Origin of the sequence: Sphingomonas sp. MMS24-J13 (genome assembly GCF_044905095.1) — a bacterium.
Lineage (GTDB): Bacteria > Pseudomonadota > Alphaproteobacteria > Sphingomonadales > Sphingomonadaceae > Sphingomonas_I.
The window spans coordinates 1,384,212-1,402,685 of record NZ_CP173258.1 but is presented as its reverse complement, the minus strand read 5'-3'; the positions used below and the strand labels follow the sequence as shown (position 1 = coordinate 1,402,685).

Sequence of the window (18,474 nt, the reverse complement as noted above, 5' to 3'; positions counted from 1 at the left end):
AAGAACATTGGCGCCCTGATCGCCGTTCATGCCAGCACGCGCTCCAGCCCATCATAGCCCGGCACGACGCCCCCCGGCAGTTCGACGAGCAAGGACGCATAATCCATCGATTGGTCCATATGCGTCAGGATTGCCTCACCTGGCTTGAGCCGCGCGATCGCGTCGAGCGTCATCGCCAGATGCGGATGCGTCGGATGCGGTTTGCGACGCAGCGCATCGACCACCCAGACGTCCACGTCCTCGAACAATCTCTCCATCTCGGGCGTGATCGCACTGAAATCCGTAGCATATCCGATCGAGCGCCCACCATGTTCGAAGCGCAGGCCGGCTGAGGTGATCTCCCCGTGCGGCTGATCGACCACGCGCACTATGATGTCGCCGATAACGGTCTCGTCCTCGAGTAACATCTTTTCCGCTGTAGACGGATATCCGTAGCGCCCGCTGAAGACGTAGCCGAAGCGCTGTTCGAGCAGATCGATCGTCTCGCGCCGCGCATAGCCAGGCACCGGCGCGCGACGGACGTGGAAAAGCTGGCGGAGATCGTCGATGCCATGCGTGTGATCGGCATGCTCGTGCGTCCAGATCACTGCATCGAGCGCGCCGATGCCCGCCGCCAGAAGTTGGGCGCGCATGTCGGGGCCGCTATCCACCAGGATCGTGGTCGTCCCGCTCTGGACCAGGATCGAGGCACGGGTGCGCCGGTTGCGCGGATCATCGGGATCGCACGCCCCCCAATCGCCCCCGATCCGCGGCACGCCCGATGAGGTGCCGCACCCGAGGACGATGAGCTTCACGCAGCAGCTTTCCGGAACAATGTGAAGAAATTGCGCGCGGTATAGTCCATCAGATCCGACGTCTCCTCACCGCGCAGATTGGCGATGAAGGCGGCGGTATCGGCCACGAACGCCGGTTCGCCGACCTTGCCCCGATGCGGCACCGGCGCGAGGAAAGGCGCATCGGTTTCGACCAGCAACCGGCCGGCCGGGATCGTCGTCACCGTCTCCTGCAACGCCTTGGCGTTCTTGAAGGTCACGATACCCGAGATCGAGATGAACAGGCCGATCGCGAGCATGCGATCGGCGAAGGCCTGGCTCGCGGTGAAGCAGTGGATCAAGGCGGGGAAGGCCCCCTTCCCCATCTCCGCCTCCATGATCGCGGCCGTATCCTCTTCCGCATCGCGGGTGTGGATGATCAAGGGCAGCCCGGTCTCGCGCGACGCCTGGATGTGCGACAGGAAGCTGGCGCGCTGGCGGTCGCGATCAGAATGATCGTAGAAATAATCGAGCCCGGTCTCGCCGATCGCGATCACCCTGGGGTGCTGCGCCGCGGCGATCAGCTTGGCGGCGTCGACATCGGGATGGGCGTCGGCCTCGTGCGGATGGATGCCGACCGACGCCCAAACGTCGGGCTCGCGTTCGGCGGTGGCAACGATCGCATCCCATTCGCGCTCGCGCGTCGAGATGTTGAGCATGCCGGTCACGCCACGCGCGCGCGCACGATCGAGCACCGCGCCTTGGTCCTCGATCAGCCCCTTATAGTTGAGGTGGCAGTGGCTATCGATCAGCATCAAGCTGGCTCGACATAGCGCGGGAACACGCCCTGCGGCACCGGCAGCACCGTGCCGGGCGCGAGGGGCATTGCCAAAGCCGCGAAATCGCGCGCGTCGGCATCCTGTCCGAGCAGATCGAGCAATTTGTCGGCGCTTGCCGGGATCGCCCAGCGCGCGAGGATTGCCAAAACCCGCACCGCTTCGGCCGTCCGATAGAGCACGCCATCCGCCAACGCCGGATCTTCCTTGCGCAGCGACCACGGCGCCATGTCGGCAAAATAGCGGTTCGCGAGTGCGACGCCGTCCCAGACGATCTCCAGCGCACGATTGAGCGCCAGATCGGCCATCGCATCGTTCACGCGCGGCAGAAGCTGCGCGAGATCGAGTTCGTTCGGGGCGTTGCCTGGCTCGGGCACGACGCCGCTGCAATTCTTGGCGATGATGCTGAGGCAACGTTGCGCGAGATTTCCGAGGCCGTTGGCCAGATCGGCATTGCAGCGGGTAATGATCGCCTCGCTGCTGTAGCTGCCATCCTGTCCGAAGCTGACCTCACGCAACAGGAAATAACGCAACTGATCGGTGCCATAGGTCTTCGCCAGCTCGATCGGATCGATCACGTTGCCGACCGACTTGGAAATCTTCTCCCCGCGATTGAGCAGGAAGCCGTGGCCGAACACGCGTTTGGGCAAGGGCAGTTGCGCGGACATCAGGAAGGCCGGCCAGTAGACCGTGTGGAAGCGCACGATATCCTTACCGATGATGTGGAGATCGGCTGGCCAGAACTTATCGTAAAGCTCTGTCTTTTCGGGATATCCAAGGCCGGTAAGATAATTGGTGAGCGCGTCCACCCACACATACATGACATGGCCGTCACTGCCCGGCACGGGCACGCCCCAATCGAAGCTGGTGCGCGAAATCGACAGATCGGACAGCCCGCCTTTGACGAAGCTCACAATCTCGTTGCGGCGCGTTTCGGGGCGGATGAAATCGGGCTGCGCCTCATACAAGGCGAGCAGGCGATCGGCGAAGGCCGAGAGGCGGAAAAACCAGCTCTCCTCGACATTCCACTCGACCGGAGTGCCTTGCGGCGAGAGCTTCTGCCCCCTTCCCCCTCGATCAGTTCCTTTTCATCGTAGAAGGCCTCGTCGCGCACCGAATACCAGCCTTCGTAGCGGCCGAGATAGATGTCGCCATTGGCCTCCATCGCGCGCCAGATGGCCTGGCTCGCCTCGTAGTGAGCCGGCTCGGTGGTGCGGATGAAACGATCGTACGAGATGTTGAGAAGCGCATCCATCTCCTTGTACGCGGCCGACATTTCATTGGTCAGTTCGATCGGCGTGGTCCCCAGATCGCGCGCTTTCTGCGCCATCTTGAGGCCATGCTCATCGGTGCCGGTCAGGAAGAAGACCTCGCGCCCGGATAGCCGCTGGAAACGCGCGATCGCGTCGGCGCAGATCACCTCATAGGCGAAGCCAATATGCGGGCGGCCGTTGGGATAGACGATCGCGGTGGTGATGTAGAAAGGTTCGGCCATGCGCGCGCCTTATCCTTTGTCGCGCCGCTTAGTCGAGGGTTTCAGGCGACTGGCGCGAGTTTCGCGACGAGGCCGGCTATCTCGAACACGGTAGTCTGCGGATCGAGCGACTGGTGGACCGCGCGATCCGCGATATCGCGCGCCTGCCGCCAGAGGGCGACCGTGTCGCCCAAAGCCTGTGGGGGACGGCCGCGCGCAGCCGCGGCGATACGCGACGGCGCCCGTTCGAGAAACGCCTCATAGCGCGGCTGGGCGGCCTTGAGACCGAGCATCTTGCCGAGCGCGACGCGCAACGCGTTGGTGGGATCACCATGCACCGCCAACCGTTCGATCGCCGCATCCAGCCCGGCGATATCGAGCCCGGCAAAGCGGAGCGCATGGCCGGGGGCGCCTTCGGCGATGCGAGTGAGCACATCGATCTCCTCGCGATCGGCATCGGGAAGCGTCTCGCGCAGCACCGCGCGCGTATCGACTTCATCGAGCGGGCCGAGGCGCAGCAGCCGGCAGCGCGAGCGGATCGTCGGCAACAGCCTTCCCGGTGCGTGGCTGACGAGCAGGAAGACGGTGGCCGCCGGCGGCTCTTCCAGATTCTTGAGCAATGCGTTGGCCGCGTTGCGCTCCATATCGTCGATCGCGTCGATCACGATCACGCGGCGTGACGAGAGGCTCGGCGTAGTCGCGAACAGCGACTGGAGGCTGCGCACCTGATCGACCGTGATCGAGCGGGCCAGATCCTCCGATTTGTCGCGCGTCAGCCGTGCGAGACGACGCAGATCGGGGTGCGACCCGGCCGCGATCAGCGAAGCGATACGGTGATCGGGCGGAACCTCGAACCCCTCCCCGGCAAAACCGGGCCCGGCAGCCGTGGCGAGGAGCCATTGGGCGGCTGCGTCGGCAAAGGTCGCCTTGCCGATCCCCTGCGGACCCGCAAGCAACCAAGCGTGGTGCAAGCGATCGGACGAGGCCGCATCGCGCAGCGCGGCGACAGCGTCATGATGACCCCGCAGCGTCACAGATAATCCGCCAGCGCCGCCATCAATCGCGCGGTGACATCGGCCGGCGCGCCGCTCGCATCGATGATCCGCCAGCGCACAGGATCGGCGATCGCCAACTTTTCGAAATTCGCGGCGACATGGGCGCGATAGGTCAGGTCACGCATGCCGAAGCGATCGACCTGTCCGGCATCGCGCTCGTCCTCGCGTGCCGTTGCAGTCGCCGTCTCGAGCGCGAGCAAGAAGGTGCGATCGGGCAGCATGCCCTCACTGCCGACCTGATGGAGCGCGCGGATCGCGTCCTCGCCCAGCCCGTCGGCGCCCTGATAGGCGATCGAGCTATCGACGAAGCGATCGCACACCACCCACGCGCCGCGCGCGAGCGCCGGGCGGATGGTCTTGTCGAGATGGTCCGATCGCGCGGCGGCGAACAGGAGGGTTTCGGCACGCGGCCCCCAGCGATCCTGCTCGCCGCCTAGGAGCAAGGCGCGGATCGCTTCGGCACCCGGGCTGCCGCCGGGTTCGCGGGTAAGGACGACATCGAGGCCCTGCTCTCGCAGCGCGGCGGCAAGTGCCTTGGCCTGGGTGGATTTACCGACCCCCTCCCCGCCCTCGAGACTGATGAAACGAGCGGGCATTATCAGCCGATAATACGATGAATACCGTTGGCGATGTGCCCGAAGAAGCCCGCTTTACCGACGTCGCCACCCGCGACCAGCGGCATCACCTGCGGCGGCCCATCGGGCGTGCGCACGATCAGATCGGCGACATGGGTGCCTGCCTTGATCGGCGCCTTGAGCGGCCCCGTATAGGCGTAGGACACCTTGACGTCCGATCCCATGCCCGCGGGCATCGTTACTGCCATGTTCGCGGGCGCCACCAATGCGACCTCACGCGCGCTGCCCAACTGGACCTTGGCCGTGCCGATCTGTGTGCCCTTGGCGAAGAGCTGCTTCGAGGTCCAGGCATGGAGACCCCAGTTCATGAACTTGACCAATTCCTCGATCCGCTGGTTGAACGAGGTCAGCCCGGACATGACCAGCACCAGCCGCCGGCCATTCTGTTGCGCCGAGCCCGTGAAACTGAAGCCCGATTCCTCGGTGTGGCCGGTCTTGAGACCGTCGGCCCCGGGGACGCGGCCGAGCAGAGGATCGCGATTGGCCTGGGTGATGTCCTGGCCTGACCCCATCGTCTTGCCCCAGGTGAAGTTCAGGCGGCTGTAGAAGGTCTTGTAGAGATCGGGGAAATTCTCGATCGTTGCCTGCGCGAGCGTGGCGAGATCGCGGGCCGAGACATAGGTCACGCCGTTGTCGGGCCAGCCGTTCGATGTGCCGAAGTGGCTGTTGGTGAGGCCCAGTTCCTTGGCGCGCTGGTTCATCAGATTGGTGAAGGCGGGCTCCGTGCCGGCAATATGCTCGGCCAGCACGACGCAAGCGTCGTTGCCCGACAAGGTGATGATGCCGAACAAAAGATTGGCGACCGACACTTGCTCGCCGGGGGAGAGAAACATGGTCGATCCCGCTGCCGGCCCATGCCACTGCTTCCACGTCTCGGGGCGCACCGTCGCCATATCGCTGAGCTTGAGCTGGCCCTTCTTGATCAGATCGAAGGCGACATAGACCGTCATGATCTTGGCCATCGACGCCGGTGGAATGCGCTGGTCGGCATTCTTGGCATAGAGCACCGCGCCTGACGAGAGATCCTTGATATAGGCCACCGTCGCCGGCGTATCGAACGGCGGGGCTGCTGCCTCGCCCGGAAGCGCGGTCAGCATGCTGGCGGCGAGCAGCAGAGCTATGGAGCGGTTACGCGTCATGACTGGCAATTTCCCGTGATCGTTGCGGCTGGTGATTGGGACGGTGATACCGCGCCGGTCCCGAGCCGTCATGCTGAACTTATCCACTGCGCTCAGTTGGCGGCATCTGCCGCAGGCATTGCCTGTGTTTGACGCGCCACCTCGTCCGCCAGCACGCCGATCGAAAGCGCATAGAAATTCGAGCAATTGTAGTCGAGGATCACCCGGTAGTTGCTCGTCAGCAGATAGGCGGTCTGCCCGGGGCCGTCGGGCTCGATCAGGCTGGCCAGTTCGCCATCGGCCGGCCCGGGGAAGCCGGCAACCATGATCCCCTTGGCTTTCCATTCGGCGATCGTGAGCCAGCGGCTGAGCCGGGCGTGGACGCGCGGGCAGCGCGGCGAAACGAGCGGGCTCTTGACGCTGTCGCGGTTGAAATCGTTCGGCACGGTCGCTGCCACACCCCACGGCGTGCCCGGTTTCCACCCCGCCTCGCGCAGGTAAGCCGCGATCGAAGCGAGCGCGTCGGCCGTACTGGTCCAGATGTCTGCCTTCCCGTCACCGTCGCCATCGATCGCAAGGCGCAGATAGGTGCTCGGCAGGAATTGCGGATAGCCGGTCGCCCCCGCCCAACTTCCCTTGAGCTCGTCGCGGGTGAAGCCCTTGTCGATCAGCTTGAGCGTCGCGATGAATTCAGCGGTGAACAATTCGCGCCGGCGCCCGTCATAAGCGAGCGTCGCGAACGAGCGCAGCAGATCGTAGCTGCCGGTGAAGCTGCCGTAGCCGGTCTCCTCACCGAAGATCGACAACGCCACTTTGCCGGGCACGCCGGTCTCGCGTTCGAACCGGGCGAGATTATCGGCGAGCGAGTTGTAGAGGCGGCGCCCCTTCACGATGTGCGCCTGATCGACATGGCTTCTGCGATAAGGTGCGAAATCGAGCGGGCCCTGTGCGGCGGTGGCTGGCCCGCCCGGCTGGCCGCGGTCGGCGCGGATCACGCGCGGATTGAAAGTGAGCCCCGCGGTCTCGCGATCGAACGTCGCGGGCTTGATCCCCTCGGCCAGCGCGCGCGGGCGCAGGCTCTGGACGAAGGCCGTGAACAAGGCGTCGGCGTTCGGCACCTCGGGCGCAGCCCCGGCGGGCGCCTGGGGATCGGAGGGCGAAGCCTGCTCCTGCGCGAAAGCCGGCGGGGTCAGCGCGATCAGCAGCGCGAGCGGGAGGAAGGAGCGGTTCGGCATGGTCACCCCTTCCCTGCCACAGTGCTGGCCGATCCAAAAACCTTTTGACCGTATCCCCGCCACACTTGCACGCACCGGCCACCCGCCGATAAGGGCAATGCAACGGACAGGTGGCCGAGTGGTTTAAGGCAGCGGTCTTGAAAGCTACTGTAGCTTGCAACCTGCGTTGAGAATTTAGAGTGTGGTTACAATGGGTTAGCAAGAGTCTGATTTGGGGAGTGGGTTTAGCCATAAGCCTGTCGTAGGCTGTTAGCCCCAAAACGGCGTGGAAGAGTGTCCGAGTGGTTTAAGGAACCGGTCTTGAAAACCGGCGAGCGGGCAACCGTTCCGTGGGTTCGAATCCCACCTCTTCCGCCAATTTCTTATAAGGGGGCATTGGTGGCGCTTACAGGACAGATAGAGGTTCCCAGCTTCGGCGGCCCTGTACGGATCGAGGTAAGCGCGAGTTCGAGCATCGTCTTTGTGGGCGCAAACGGCGCTGGCAAGACAAGGCTAGGTGTATACCTCGACGCCAATTTGTCCGTAAGCGGCGTCGAAGTGCATCGTATAGCAGCCCATAGGTCATTGACCTTGAATCCCTCTGTAGTACCTCCTAGCCTTGAGATCGCGACAAATCGGCTTTTTTTACGGCGACGATCACGGCGACTTCAATCACAAGTATGGTCGTCGATATCAGAACAAACCAGAAACCGCTCTGCTTTCTGATTTCGATCACGTGCTTGCAGCACTTTATGCCGAAAACAACGATGTATCTATAAAATACCGTCATGACGCAATTAGCAAGCCAAACGAGTGTGTAACCCCTGCCCCTGCGAAGGTCGACAGACTGAAGGAGATTTGGGAAAAGCTGTTGCCGCACCGCGAGCTAATTGTTCTCGGGGGCAATTTGAAAACGAAGCCGCCAGCAGGCGATGAATACTCCGCGTCAGATATGAGCGACGGGGAGAGAGTCACGCTCTACCTAATTGCGCAAGCATTGCTAGCAAAGCCCGACACGCTCCTCATATTTGATGAGCCAGAGCTTCATATAAATCGGTCTATCCTAGCAAAATTGTGGGATGAGATAGAAAGTGCCAGACCAGACTGTTGTTTCCTTTACATCACTCATGACGTTGAATTTGCTAGCTCCCGCCATGCAGCGACTAAATATGCTTTGCGCGCGTTTCGGCGGGTGCCGCACGACGCTTGGGACATTGAGCGAGTTCCAGAGAGGAGCGAACTTCCAGACGACATCGTTGCAACTATAGTAGGTAGTCGCCGACCCGTTCTCTTTGTAGAGGGAGATGGCGGTAGCTTAGATTCCGCGCTCTACCGTCGGGTGTATGACGACTTTACCGTTGTTCCAGTCGGCTCCTGTGAACAGGTGATCCACACGGTCTCGGCGTTCGCGGCCAGACCAGAGCTCCATCGCGTTGGGTGCGCCGGGCTCGTGGATGCAGATGGTAGAACCGATGCGGAGGCTACGCACCTCGCGTCAAAGGGCGTTTACAGACTTCCCGTGTCTGAGGTTGAAAATGTATTGCTCCTTCCGGGCGTATTCCTGGCTCTTGCAGAGTCTCTCAGCTTCACGCCGGACGAAGCGCGATCGCGCTTAGCGGCGCTTAAAGATATAGTTTTTGAGCAAGCGTCTCGGCAAATCAATGAGATTTGCCTCCGCTATACTAAGCGTCGGGTCGACGCGCAGATGAAGAAGATCGGCCTTTCTGGATCCGACATCGCAGCCCTTGACGCTGATTTTCGTCAGGCGTCGGCCACTATAGACCCCGCCGCCATTTTTGCAGGCGCGAAGGACGCACTAACCACCGCGCTGGATAATCAGGAATTTGAGAAGGTTCTACTAGCTTACGATAACAAAGTCCTTCTCAGCGAGGTTGCGAAGCAGCTTGGCTATCAGCAACGAGCCCTAGAGGAATTAGTGGGGCGGACCTTGCGCTCGGATAAAGATTCAACGCTACATGTGGTGCTCAGGTGAGGTAGCCCCCGAAATCGCCTGACAGGTCCTCGCTCTTAGATAAGAGTGAGCCGTATGACCGACGATATGCCTAGGCGCTACGAGCGCGTGGAGGTTCTGTCCGGTGTCCAGCGCCGGAGGCGCTGGACACCGGAAGAGAAGATTCGAATGGTCGAGGAGACCTATCTGCCGGGGATGAGCGTCTCGCTCGTGGCCCGCCAGCATGGTGTCGGCGCCAATCAGCTATTCACCTGGCGACGCCTGATGAGCCAGGGAGCGCTGACAGCCGCGACCGCCGGCGAGGAAGTCGTGCCAGCCTCCGACTATCGCGCGCTGGAGGCGCAGGTGGCCGAGCTTCAGCGTCTGCTCGGCAAGAAAACCATGGAGAACGAGATCCTCCGGGAAGCCGTCTCCCAGGCCGCAGGCCCAAAAAACTTCTGTTGCGCTCGACCTCGTTGCCGAAGGGTGGCCAGTGAGCGCGGTGGCGGAGGCGGTCCGTATCTCGCGACCTCATCTCTCCACCATGCGCCATCGCGGACCAGTACGCCGCCGGGGGCGACCGCCGCTTCCCGACGGTGATCTCGTCGCCGATATTCGTGCGCTGATCGTCGATCTGCCGACCTACGGCTATCGTCGCGTTCATGCGCTGCTTCGTCGCCAGGCCGAACGGCATGGACGACAACCGCCGAATGCCAAGCGGATCTACCGAGTCATGAAGCTCCATGGCCTGCTGCTGCAGCGACACAGCGGATGTGGCGAGGAACGTCGGCACGATGGCAGGGTTGCGGTCGATACCCGCAACAGCCGTTGGTGCTCCGATGGGCTTGAGATCGCTTGCGACAATGGCGAAAAAGTCCGCGTCGCCTTCGCTCTCGATTGCTGCGACCGGGAAGCCATGGGGTTCGTCGCGACCACGGGCGGAATTTCCGCCGGCGATGTCCGCGACCTCATGGTCGCCACTGTCGAGCATCGCTTCGGAAGCATCAACAGGCTGCCCCACGCCATCGAATGGCTGACTGACAACGGCAGCTGCTACACCGCACACGACACCCGGCGTTTCGCGCGAGACATCGGCCTCGTCCCGCGCACCACGCCTGTCGAGAGCCCGCAAAGCAACGGCATGGCGGAAGCCTTCGTCCGAACCCTCAAGCGCGATTATGCACGCGTCAGCGCCAAGCCCGATGCGCAGTCCGTGATCGACCAGCTCCCGATCTGGCTCGATCACTATAATGAGGTGCATCCGCACCGCGCGCTCGGCTACAGATCACCCCGCGAATTTATCGCAATCTCCAACCGCGAGAATCCGTCAGGCCTTTAGGGGGCAACAACATCAGGGATAGTTTGCCTGCTGTTACAGCGCATCCTTAAATCTGAGTGGCTGCACTTGCATATGCCACTATCCCGGTTACCGGACGTCGGCATCAGCGCACATGGGCCAGCTGCCAAATACCGTCTTCTTCCCACTTCCGGAGATGGTCGAGGATCAGCAGGAACTCTGCTGCCAGTTTGCCCGCTTTGACGTGACCCCCGTTTGGAATTAAACCTGTGGTCCATGTGGCCGTGTCACGCCAATTTACAGAATGCTTGGTGCCGTTTGGTTTGAAAGTATAGACAGTCATGGTTCGATCCCCCGGTATCGACCCAGTCGTTAATAATAAAGCTTGCTCGACTGGACATCTCCTGTTCATGGCATTTTTTTGGAACTGAATGCGACCGGGGCAACCTGCCCCGTAAATAACACAGTTAAGCGCGCGCCTAAGCCGGATTAGTCGAGCGCCGAACCGCTGCAAATGTCAGCTGAGCCGGTGGCCAACGGCCAAACCCGGCATGGAAACGAGTCGCTGAACTACGGCCAAACCCGGCATGGAAACGAGTCGCTGAACTTGCGATTATTTTTGGCGAGGGGCGCGCAGCCCCAATTGGACGCGGCGCCGGTCGACCCACGACGCCACGGGCCAGACGATCAGCAATCCGGCCAAAGCGGCCGCACAATCCGCAAACCAGTCATCCCATTCGGCGTCGCGATGGATGAAGGGCAAGGCTTGAGTAAGCTCGATCGCGGCGCCGAACGCTGCCATCGCAAGCGCGATCAGCGGCACTGGCAGGCGCGGATAGGCCAGCCTGCACAGGAATGTGACGGTGAAGAAGGCCAGCATGTGATTGGCCTTGTCCCAGCCAAGGCCGGTCGGCGCGTCCCGGCCGGGGACGATCGCGGCGACATAAGCGATCGCGATGCAGAGCCAGAAAGCGAGGATGAAGAGACGGCGAAGCAGCGACATCAGGCGCGCATGCCCGCTCGCGCTCGCGAGGTAAAGGCGGCGTCGACATGTGCCGACGCCGCTATCCATTTACTTTTTGCCGAGCGAAAGGCCACCGAAGCGCTTGTTGAAGCGCGCGACCTGGCCACCCGTGTCGAGCAACTGGTTGCGGCCGCCGGTCCAGGCCGGATGCACCGTCGGATCGATGTCGAGCTGGATCGTGTCGCCTTCCTTGCCCCAGGTGGAGCGGGTCTCGAACACGGTACCGTCGGTCATCTGGACCTTGATGCTGTGATAATCGGGGTGGATATTCTTCTTCATGATCTATGGTTTCCGGATAAACGGCTGGTTTCCGACCAGCCTGGGAAGCGGAGCGGCGCGCATAGCGGCGGATCGCCAAACAAGCAAGCAATACAGCCGCTTTTGGGCAAGGGATACATCATGCGGCTAGGCGCCATCTTTGCCGGCGGCCAGGCGCGCCGGTTCGGCAGCGACAAAGCGGCTGTCGAGATCGACGGCGTCGCGCTGATCGATCGCGTTGCCCGCCAGCTTCGGCCCCAGGTCGATCGACTGGTCGTGGTCGGACGCGACTGGCCCGGGCTGGAAAAGATCGTCGATCTGCCCGCTCCCGGTCTGGGGCCACTCGGCGCACTCGCCGGCGCCCTCGCCTTCGCGCACCGGAACGGGTTCACGGACGTCCTCAGCAGCGGGTGCGATCTTCCTGATTTACCGTCGGATCTTGCCCAACGTCTAGCCCCCGGGCCGTCCGTAATTGCAGGACAGCCGTTGCTCGGGCTGTGGCCCGCCGCTCTGGCAGCGGATTTGAGGGACTATCTTGAGCGGGATGGCGACCGCGCCATGCGTAGCTGGATCGCACGCGCAGGCGCGCGACCCATCGCCCACGATCGGCCGCTCGCGAATATCAATACGCCGGAAGAACTGGCGGCGTATCTGGCCGCCAGAGGATCGTCAGCTTGACGGTGGATCGGCGATCATCGCCGTGAAGTTCGCCTGCGCCGCCAGCTTGTCGCCGACGAACGCCTTGCCCGCGAACTTGCACACGCTTGAACGCTTCTGGACGAAGTCGACCTGCAGCGTCAGCAGCACGCCCGGCTCGACCGGGCTGCGGAACTTCGCCTCGTCGATCGCCATGAAGTAGACCAGCTTGCCCGATCCGGCGAGACCGAGGCTTTCGACCGCGAGCACGCCGGCGGCCTGCGCCAGCGCCTCGACGATCAGGACGCCCGGCATGATCGGGCGCCCCGGAAAATGCCCCTGGAAGAAGCCCTCGTTGATCGTCACCGCCTTGATCGCGGTGATCGACTGATCGATCACCAGCGATTCGACCCGGTCGACCAGCAACATCGGATAACGATGCGGCAGCGCCGCCATGATGCAGCGTATGTCGAACGGGCCGAGCGCGGCCGGGCTTTCCCCGTCGTTCAAGGCGTTAGCGACCCTGGTTGCCGGTCGGCGTCGGGCGAGCCGGCGCGGCCTGCTGCTGACCGGGCTGCCAGCCGGCCGGCGGCGTCGTCGAGACCGTCTTCACCGTGTTGTTGAGTTGCGCGACGATGTCCGGGGTGAGGTCACCCGCCGGCGACGCAGCCATCACGGCGTCAGGCTTGATCAGGATGGTGACGTTCTTGGCCGCCATCGCCGCCTTGACCGCGGCGTCGAGCTTGTCGGCAACCTGCTCCTGCGCATAAGCGAACGGGCGCTGGAACGGGGTCGAAAGACCGGCCAGTTCCTTCTGCGCGGCATCGCGGCGCTGCTGGAATGCCAGTGCCTTGGTCTGCAGGGTCGCCTGCGGGGTCGCAGAATTGGCCTGCAGGGTCTGCAGTTCCTGCGCGAGCGGAGCGAGCTGCGCCTGCAGCGCCTGCTGGCGCGCGTTGAACGCATCCATCTGCGTCTTGTAGGTCGTCCGGATCTGGGTAGCAGCGGCCTGCATCGCGGCCGACTGCTCGACCGCGCCGTTGAGATCGGCAACAGCCACCTGTGCCGAGGCCGGTGCGGCGATGGCCATCGGTGCCGCGATGGCCGCGGCCGTCATGAGCTTCAGGATAGTCCTCATTGGAATGATGTTCCTACGTTGAAAGTGAAGAGTTTTGGATCGTCGCCAGGATATTTCACAAGAGCCTTCGCGATGTCGATCCGGAACGGACCGAACGGCGATTGCCAGTTGATGCCGATGCCGACGGTAACGCGTGGCCTCCAGGTATTGCCCAGGAATTCTTCTGTGAAACCGGGGATCGTGGTGCCGTTCGTCGTCAGACCAGTGGGGCATTTTATCGACAAATCGGTGATAGTCTGTGCGACATTCCCGGTCGAGTCGAGACAAAGCCGCTGCCCGCTAGAATTCAAAACTTCGCGGAACTGGCCGGCCGGGGGAACAGTCTGCGTGATAGGCGCCTTGACCCCGAAGACCGATCCGACATCAGCAAATATTGACGGCCGAATACCCAGTTCGCGCGCGCCGTTGCCAAGCGGAATCTGCAGTTCAAGCTTGCCGAAATAATAAGCGCGACCGCCAAGCGCATCGTCGCTCGCATTCTTGCGATTGGGATCGACGACCGGATTGCCGTTGGCGTCGGTCTGAACGGAGCCGTCGCTGTTATACAGATAGGGGCGGCGTAGCACACGCGGGCCAACGCCGCGGATATCGAAACCGGCGAAATCGGGCTCACCTTGGAAGAAGCGATCGGTCAGGCGCACCTTGTCGACGCCGGCGCCTCGATCATTCTCAAGACTCTTGATATAACCGCCTTCGATATTGGCGGATAGGACAAACCCTTTGGGCAATCCCCAATATTTGTGCCCCTCACCCTTCGTGCGCAGATATTTGACGCTGCCGCCCAGCCCAGCAAAATCCTGGCTGAATACCAAGCGCTGACCGCGGGTCGGGCGGATACGATCGTTCAGGTTATCGTACACCAAGCTGTAGCCGACCGACGACGTCGTCCGATTGCCGATCGCGTCGCACAGATAACGGCCCGCCAGCAACGGGTCGCAACGCAGTGTGCCGGTAGGATCGATCGAGCCATTCGGTAAATAGGCCGAATAGAAGCTGTTCTTGTTGAGCGACACATTGTCCTGGCTGAGACCGTAGCGCAACGCCAGGCTCCAGAATTCGGTCAAAGGCACGCCGGCGCGGATCTGGAAACCGGTCGTGGTCTGGTCGTAGGTCGTGTTGCGGCTGTCACCAACATAGTTGAACGAGTTGTAATCACGCCGGAAGATGTCGCCGCCGACCGCGATGTTGTGGTCGAACAGATAAGGTTCGGTGAAGCCGACGCTCGCCGATTTCGAATAGACCGACCAGTCGACGCTGGCGCGGACCTCCTGGCCCTTGCCCATGAAGTTGGACTGGCTGATCGACAGGCTGACGAGGAATTTCTCGAGGCTCGAATAGCCGGCCGAAACCTGAAGCTGGCCGGTTGGCTTCTCCTCGACATTGGCCGACAGGATCACCTGATCGGGGTTGGTGCCCTGCTTCTGGTCGATCTCGAGCTTGTCCTGGAAATAGCCGAGGCTCTGGATACGATCGCGCGAACGCTTGACGCGGAAGCCGTTGAAGGCATCGCCCTCGGCCAGGCGCATTTCGCGGCGGATCACCTTGTCACGCGTGACCGTATTACCGTTGATATCGACCCGCTCGACATAGACGCGCGGCGCGTTCGCGATGCGGAACGTCACGCTCATCGTCTTCTTGTCTTTGTCCCGATCGAAATTGGGACGTACATCGGCGAAGGCGTAACCGAGCAGGCCGGCGGTTTCGGTCAACGAGTCGACCTGATCCTCGACCAGCTTGGCGTTGTACCAATCGCCCTTCTTGGCGCGGATCAGATACTTGACCTCGTCCGCCTTCAGGTCGCGGATTTCGCTTTCGACGTTCACGTCGCCGAAATGGTAGCGATCGCCTTCGTCGACCACATAAGTGATGATGAAGTCGCGCTTGTCCGGCGTCAGTTCGGCCACGGCCGAGACGACGTGGAAGTCGGCATAGCCCTCGGTCAGATAGAACTGGCGCAATTTCTGCTGGTCATAGGCCAGGCGATCGGGATCGTAGCTGGTGCCGCCCGAGAAGATGTGGGTGATGCCCGACGTCTTGGTCGCCATCTCCTGCTTCAGGCGGCCGGCCTTGAAATGCTTGTTGCCGATGATGTTGATGCGCAGCACGCGGCTTTTGGGGCCCTCGTGAATCTCGAACACGATATCGACGCGGTTCTGGTCGAGCTGGACCATCTTGGGCTCGACCGTCGCGGCGTAGCGGCCCTGGCGACGATAGAGCTCGATGATGCGTGCGACGTCGGCGCGCGCCTTGGAGCGGGTGAAGATCTGGCGCGGCGCGAGCTTGATCTCGGGCCGGATCTTGTCTTCCTTGATGCGCTTGTTGCCTTCCAGCACGATCCGGTTGATCACCGGATTTTCGCGCACTTGGAGGACGAGGTTGCCGGTATCGATACCGGCAATCGATACGTCGGCAAACAACTCAGCCGCGTACAGATCCTTGATCGCCTGATCGAGCAACTCAGGGGTATAGGCGTCGCCCGGCTTCAACTTGATATAGGATCGAACCGTATCCGCTTCGAGGCGTTGGGCGCCGGTAACGGTGATCGATTTGATGATGCCCGTTCCATGTTGTGGCGCGGCAGGCGCCGGCGTTGCCTGAGCTGGAGGCGTCGCCTGCGCGAAGGCGACTGCCGGCATCCCAGCCAGCATCGTTCCCATCATCAAAGCGGGGGCGAACCGCATCCGGGCGCGTTGCCCGCTACACTCAAACAGATCCGTCACGCGTCCCCGCCTCAAGAATTGCACAATTGTTTGGAGCCGGGGGCTTGGACCGGCCACCTCCCCTGCCCCATAGCGATCAGCCAATCAAGCCGGCAAGCTTCCGCCAAAGGCCGAAAGACGCCAAGTCGTTGACCGTCACGAATAGCATGAAGCCAAGCAGCAGTGCGAGACCTGAACGAAACGCCCATTCCTGCGCCTGCGCAGGAATGGGCCGACGACGAATTCCCTCCACGAGGTAAAAGAATAAATGGCCGCCATCGAGGAGAGGAATTGGCAACAGGTTGATGAATCCCAGATTAATCGAAATGAGAGCCATGAAATGGATGATCGGCAATATGCCCAGCGAAACCGTCTGACCTGAATATTGCGCGATCTTCAGAGGACCACCCAGCTCGCGGGCCGATCGCTGCCCGCCCAGAATCTGGCCGATCACGTCGACCATCATCCGCACCGTGCCCCAGGTCGCGCCGACCGCGGCTTGCAACACGCCGATCGGCCCTTGGTGGACGCTCACCGGGCGCCCCGGCAAAACGCCGAGCAAACCACGTTCGGTTTTGTTGCCCGATGCATCCTGTTCGGTCACCGTCTGCGGCACGGCGACGAGATCGATGCGATGGCCACCGCGATCGATTCCGATCTCCAATCGCTGGCCTGGACGCAGGAAGATCATTTCCGCCAGGTCTTCGAACCGCTCGACCGATCGGCCGGCAACGCTGACGATGCGGTCACCCGCATGGATGCCGGCACGCTCTGCGGCCGATCCCGCGGCGACGCTCTTTACCAGGGTCGGTGTCTGCGGCACGCCGAAGACCGCGAAGAAGCCGGCGAAGATCAGGATCGCGACGATGAAATTGGTTACTGGCCCTGCCGCAACGACGAGGAAACGCTGCCAGACCGGTCGCCCCTGAAGCGTCTGCGCTCTCTCTTCTGGCGGCAGGCGCAGCCAGGCGGGATCGGGTTCGCTCGCCGGCCCCATATCGCCCGCAAATTTGACATAGCCGCCGATCGGCAACGCCGAGACTTTCCAACGCGTGCCGCGCTTGTCGGTCCAGCCGGCGATTTCGCGGCCCATGCCGATCGAGAAGCTTTCGGCCTTCACGCCGAACAGCCTGCCGGCCAGATAGTGGCCGAGCTCATGCACGAACACGAGCGGACCGATCACGACCAGGAACCCGATTATCGCCAATAGGAAACCGGGAATTGCCGTCATGCCGCCTTGCGCTCCGTGGTCGCCCGGGCGAGTTGGCGAGCCATATCATCTACCATCAGGACCTCGTCGATCGTCGAGGGCGCCGGTGGGCCGTTATAGCGATCGAGGGCTTGCTCGACCGTCAACACTATGTCCAGAAAGCCGATTTTTCCGGCGAGAAAAGCCGCGACCGCAATTTCATTGGCCGCGTTGAGCACCGCGGGAGAAGCGCCCCCCGCATCCAGCGCCTCTTTCGCGAGCCTCAGTGCGGGGAAACGCGCCGCATCGGGCGCCTCGAAATCGAGCCGGCCGATCGCGACCAGATCGAGCGGCTGCATCGGCGTTTCCATCCGATCGGGCCAGGCGAGCGTATGCGCGATCGGAGTGCGCATGTCCGACGGACCCAATTGGGCGAGGATCGATCCATCGACATAATCGACCATCGAATGGATGATCGACTGGCGATGGACGACGATCTCGATCTGGTCGTGGCGAACCGGGAACAGGCGTGCTGCCTCGATAAGTTCGAGCCCCTTGTTCATCATCGTTGCGGAATTGATCGAGATCTTCGCCCCCATCGACCAATTGGGATGCGCCACCGCTTGCTCGCGCGTGACGTTGCGCATCGCCTCGATCGGGCGATCCCGGAACGGCCCACCGCTGGCAGTCAGGATGATCCGCCGCACGCGCTCGGGCCGCGCGAAATCGAAACACTGGAAGATGGCGTTATGTTCGGAATCGGCGGGCAGCAACGTCGCCCCGCTCGCCTTCGCCGCGGCAAGGATGACATCGCCCGCCGCCACCAGCGGTTCCTTGTTGGCGAGCACTATCGTGCCGCCCGCCTCGATCGCGGCCATCGTCGGCTTGAGCCCGGCGCAGCCGACGATCGCACCCATCGTCCAGTCGACCGGACGCGCTGCCGCCTCGATGATCGCTTCCTCGCCACCGGCGGCTTCGATGCCGGTGCCGGCGAGCGCTGCGCGAAGATCGGCCAGGCAGGCCTCGTCGGCCACGACCGCAAGCTTGGCGTGGGTGCGGATCGCGGCGGCCGCGAGCTTGGCGAAGTCGCAATTGGCCGTCAGCGCCTCGACCCGATAGGCATCAGGATTGCGTTCGATCAGATCAAGGGTCGAGGTGCCGATCGATCCGGTCGCGCCAAGGATGGTGATGCTGCGCATGG

Annotated in this window: 17 protein-coding genes, 1 tRNA gene and 1 pseudogene; 4 read left to right on the top strand and 15 right to left on the bottom strand. The window is 62.4% G+C overall.

Annotated elements, in window-relative coordinates; genetic code table 11:
* Positions 1-26: 26 nt before the first annotated feature.
* The 7 genes and pseudogenes from AB4Z44_RS06610 to AB4Z44_RS06580 all read right to left on the bottom strand — a co-directional run bounded on the left by AB4Z44_RS06610 (position 27) and on the right by AB4Z44_RS06580 (position 7,105).
* A complete protein-coding gene (locus AB4Z44_RS06610; protein WP_404713263.1) occupies positions 27-794 on the bottom strand; it encodes an MBL fold metallo-hydrolase in 768 nt (255 codons plus the stop codon).
* Positions 791-1,567: a TatD family hydrolase gene (locus AB4Z44_RS06605; RefSeq protein ID WP_404713262.1), complete on the bottom strand. Its 777-nt coding sequence runs from the start codon at positions 1,565-1,567 to the stop codon at positions 791-793. Before AB4Z44_RS06605 ends, AB4Z44_RS06610 begins: the two co-directional genes overlap by 4 nt.
* Positions 1,567-3,083, bottom strand: a pseudogene (gene metG, locus AB4Z44_RS06600) (methionine--tRNA ligase). Before metG ends, AB4Z44_RS06605 begins: the two are co-directional and overlap by 1 nt.
* Before the next feature lie 41 nt (positions 3,084-3,124).
* The gene (locus AB4Z44_RS06595) at positions 3,125-4,096 is read right to left on the bottom strand and encodes a DNA polymerase III subunit delta' (protein WP_404713261.1); all 972 of its coding nucleotides are present in this window, start codon (positions 4,094-4,096) and stop codon (positions 3,125-3,127) included.
* Positions 4,093-4,713, bottom strand: a complete 621-nt coding sequence (tmk, locus tag AB4Z44_RS06590; protein WP_404713260.1) for a dTMP kinase — start codon at positions 4,711-4,713, stop codon at positions 4,093-4,095. Before tmk ends, AB4Z44_RS06595 begins: the two co-directional genes overlap by 4 nt.
* A 2-nt stretch (positions 4,714-4,715) precedes the next feature.
* Positions 4,716-5,891: a D-alanyl-D-alanine carboxypeptidase family protein gene (locus AB4Z44_RS06585; RefSeq protein ID WP_404714369.1), complete on the bottom strand. Its 1,176-nt coding sequence runs from the start codon at positions 5,889-5,891 to the stop codon at positions 4,716-4,718.
* 92 nt (positions 5,892-5,983) lie between these two features.
* Entirely contained in the window at positions 5,984-7,105 is a 1,122-nt protein-coding gene (locus tag AB4Z44_RS06580; RefSeq protein WP_404713259.1) for a lytic transglycosylase domain-containing protein, read from the bottom strand.
* Between the two features lie 267 nt (positions 7,106-7,372).
* On the opposite strand from AB4Z44_RS06580, the gene AB4Z44_RS06575 reads away from it, so the two are divergent.
* The 3 genes from AB4Z44_RS06575 (at position 7,373) to AB4Z44_RS06565 (ending at position 10,374) form a co-directional block, all read left to right on the top strand.
* Positions 7,373-7,462, top strand: a tRNA-Ser gene (locus AB4Z44_RS06575).
* 241 nt (positions 7,463-7,703) lie between these two features.
* Positions 7,704-9,077: a DUF4435 domain-containing protein gene (locus tag AB4Z44_RS06570; RefSeq protein WP_404713258.1), complete on the top strand. Its 1,374-nt coding sequence runs from the start codon at positions 7,704-7,706 to the stop codon at positions 9,075-9,077.
* Between the two features lie 66 nt (positions 9,078-9,143).
* Positions 9,144-10,374 (top strand): IS3 family transposase gene (locus AB4Z44_RS06565; RefSeq protein WP_404714235.1). Its coding sequence is split into 2 segments (ribosomal slippage): positions 9,144-9,476 and positions 9,478-10,374, totalling 1,230 coding nucleotides; the frame shifts between segments, so codons are not numbered across the junction.
* Positions 10,375-10,477: 103 nt separating this feature from the next.
* On the opposite strand, the gene AB4Z44_RS06560 is transcribed toward AB4Z44_RS06565, so the two are convergent.
* The 3 genes from AB4Z44_RS06560 to rpmE all read right to left on the bottom strand — a co-directional run bounded on the left by AB4Z44_RS06560 (position 10,478) and on the right by rpmE (position 11,635).
* Positions 10,478-10,675 (bottom strand): hypothetical protein, encoded by a 198-nt coding sequence (locus AB4Z44_RS06560; RefSeq protein ID WP_404713257.1) that lies wholly within the window; start codon positions 10,673-10,675, stop codon positions 10,478-10,480.
* Between the two features lie 270 nt (positions 10,676-10,945).
* Entirely contained in the window at positions 10,946-11,335 is a 390-nt protein-coding gene (locus AB4Z44_RS06555) for a teicoplanin resistance protein VanZ (RefSeq protein ID WP_404713256.1), read from the bottom strand.
* Positions 11,336-11,404: 69 nt separating this feature from the next.
* Positions 11,405-11,635: a 50S ribosomal protein L31 gene (gene rpmE, locus AB4Z44_RS06550; RefSeq protein ID WP_404713255.1), complete on the bottom strand. Its 231-nt coding sequence runs from the start codon at positions 11,633-11,635 to the stop codon at positions 11,405-11,407.
* Here rpmE and AB4Z44_RS06545 point away from each other — a divergent pair.
* Positions 11,618-12,292, top strand: a complete 675-nt coding sequence (locus AB4Z44_RS06545) for a molybdenum cofactor guanylyltransferase (RefSeq protein WP_404713254.1) — start codon at positions 11,618-11,620, stop codon at positions 12,290-12,292. The genes rpmE and AB4Z44_RS06545 overlap by 18 nt on opposite strands.
* Here AB4Z44_RS06545 and fabZ read toward each other — a convergent pair.
* The 5 genes from fabZ to AB4Z44_RS06520 all read right to left on the bottom strand — a co-directional run bounded on the left by fabZ (position 12,284) and on the right by AB4Z44_RS06520 (position 18,472).
* A complete protein-coding gene (gene fabZ / locus AB4Z44_RS06540) occupies positions 12,284-12,706 on the bottom strand; it encodes a 3-hydroxyacyl-ACP dehydratase FabZ (protein WP_404714368.1) in 423 nt (140 codons plus the stop codon). The two genes, AB4Z44_RS06545 and fabZ, sit on opposite strands and share 9 nt — an antisense overlap.
* A gap of 58 nt (positions 12,707-12,764) precedes the next feature.
* Positions 12,765-13,385 carry an OmpH family outer membrane protein gene (locus AB4Z44_RS06535; protein WP_404713253.1) on the bottom strand — a complete coding sequence of 207 codons (621 nt, stop codon included), beginning with the start codon at positions 13,383-13,385 and terminating at the stop codon, positions 12,765-12,767.
* Entirely contained in the window at positions 13,382-16,066 is a 2,685-nt protein-coding gene (bamA, locus tag AB4Z44_RS06530) for an outer membrane protein assembly factor BamA (RefSeq protein ID WP_404714367.1), read from the bottom strand. The genes AB4Z44_RS06535 and bamA overlap by 4 nt, the downstream gene beginning before the upstream one ends.
* Before the next feature lie 115 nt (positions 16,067-16,181).
* Positions 16,182-17,315, bottom strand: a complete 1,134-nt coding sequence (gene rseP, locus AB4Z44_RS06525) for an RIP metalloprotease RseP (RefSeq protein ID WP_404713252.1) — start codon at positions 17,313-17,315, stop codon at positions 16,182-16,184.
* Positions 17,312-18,472: a 1-deoxy-D-xylulose-5-phosphate reductoisomerase gene (locus AB4Z44_RS06520; protein WP_404713251.1), complete on the bottom strand. Its 1,161-nt coding sequence runs from the start codon at positions 18,470-18,472 to the stop codon at positions 17,312-17,314. The genes rseP and AB4Z44_RS06520 overlap by 4 nt, the downstream gene beginning before the upstream one ends.
* Positions 18,473-18,474 lie beyond the last annotated feature (2 nt).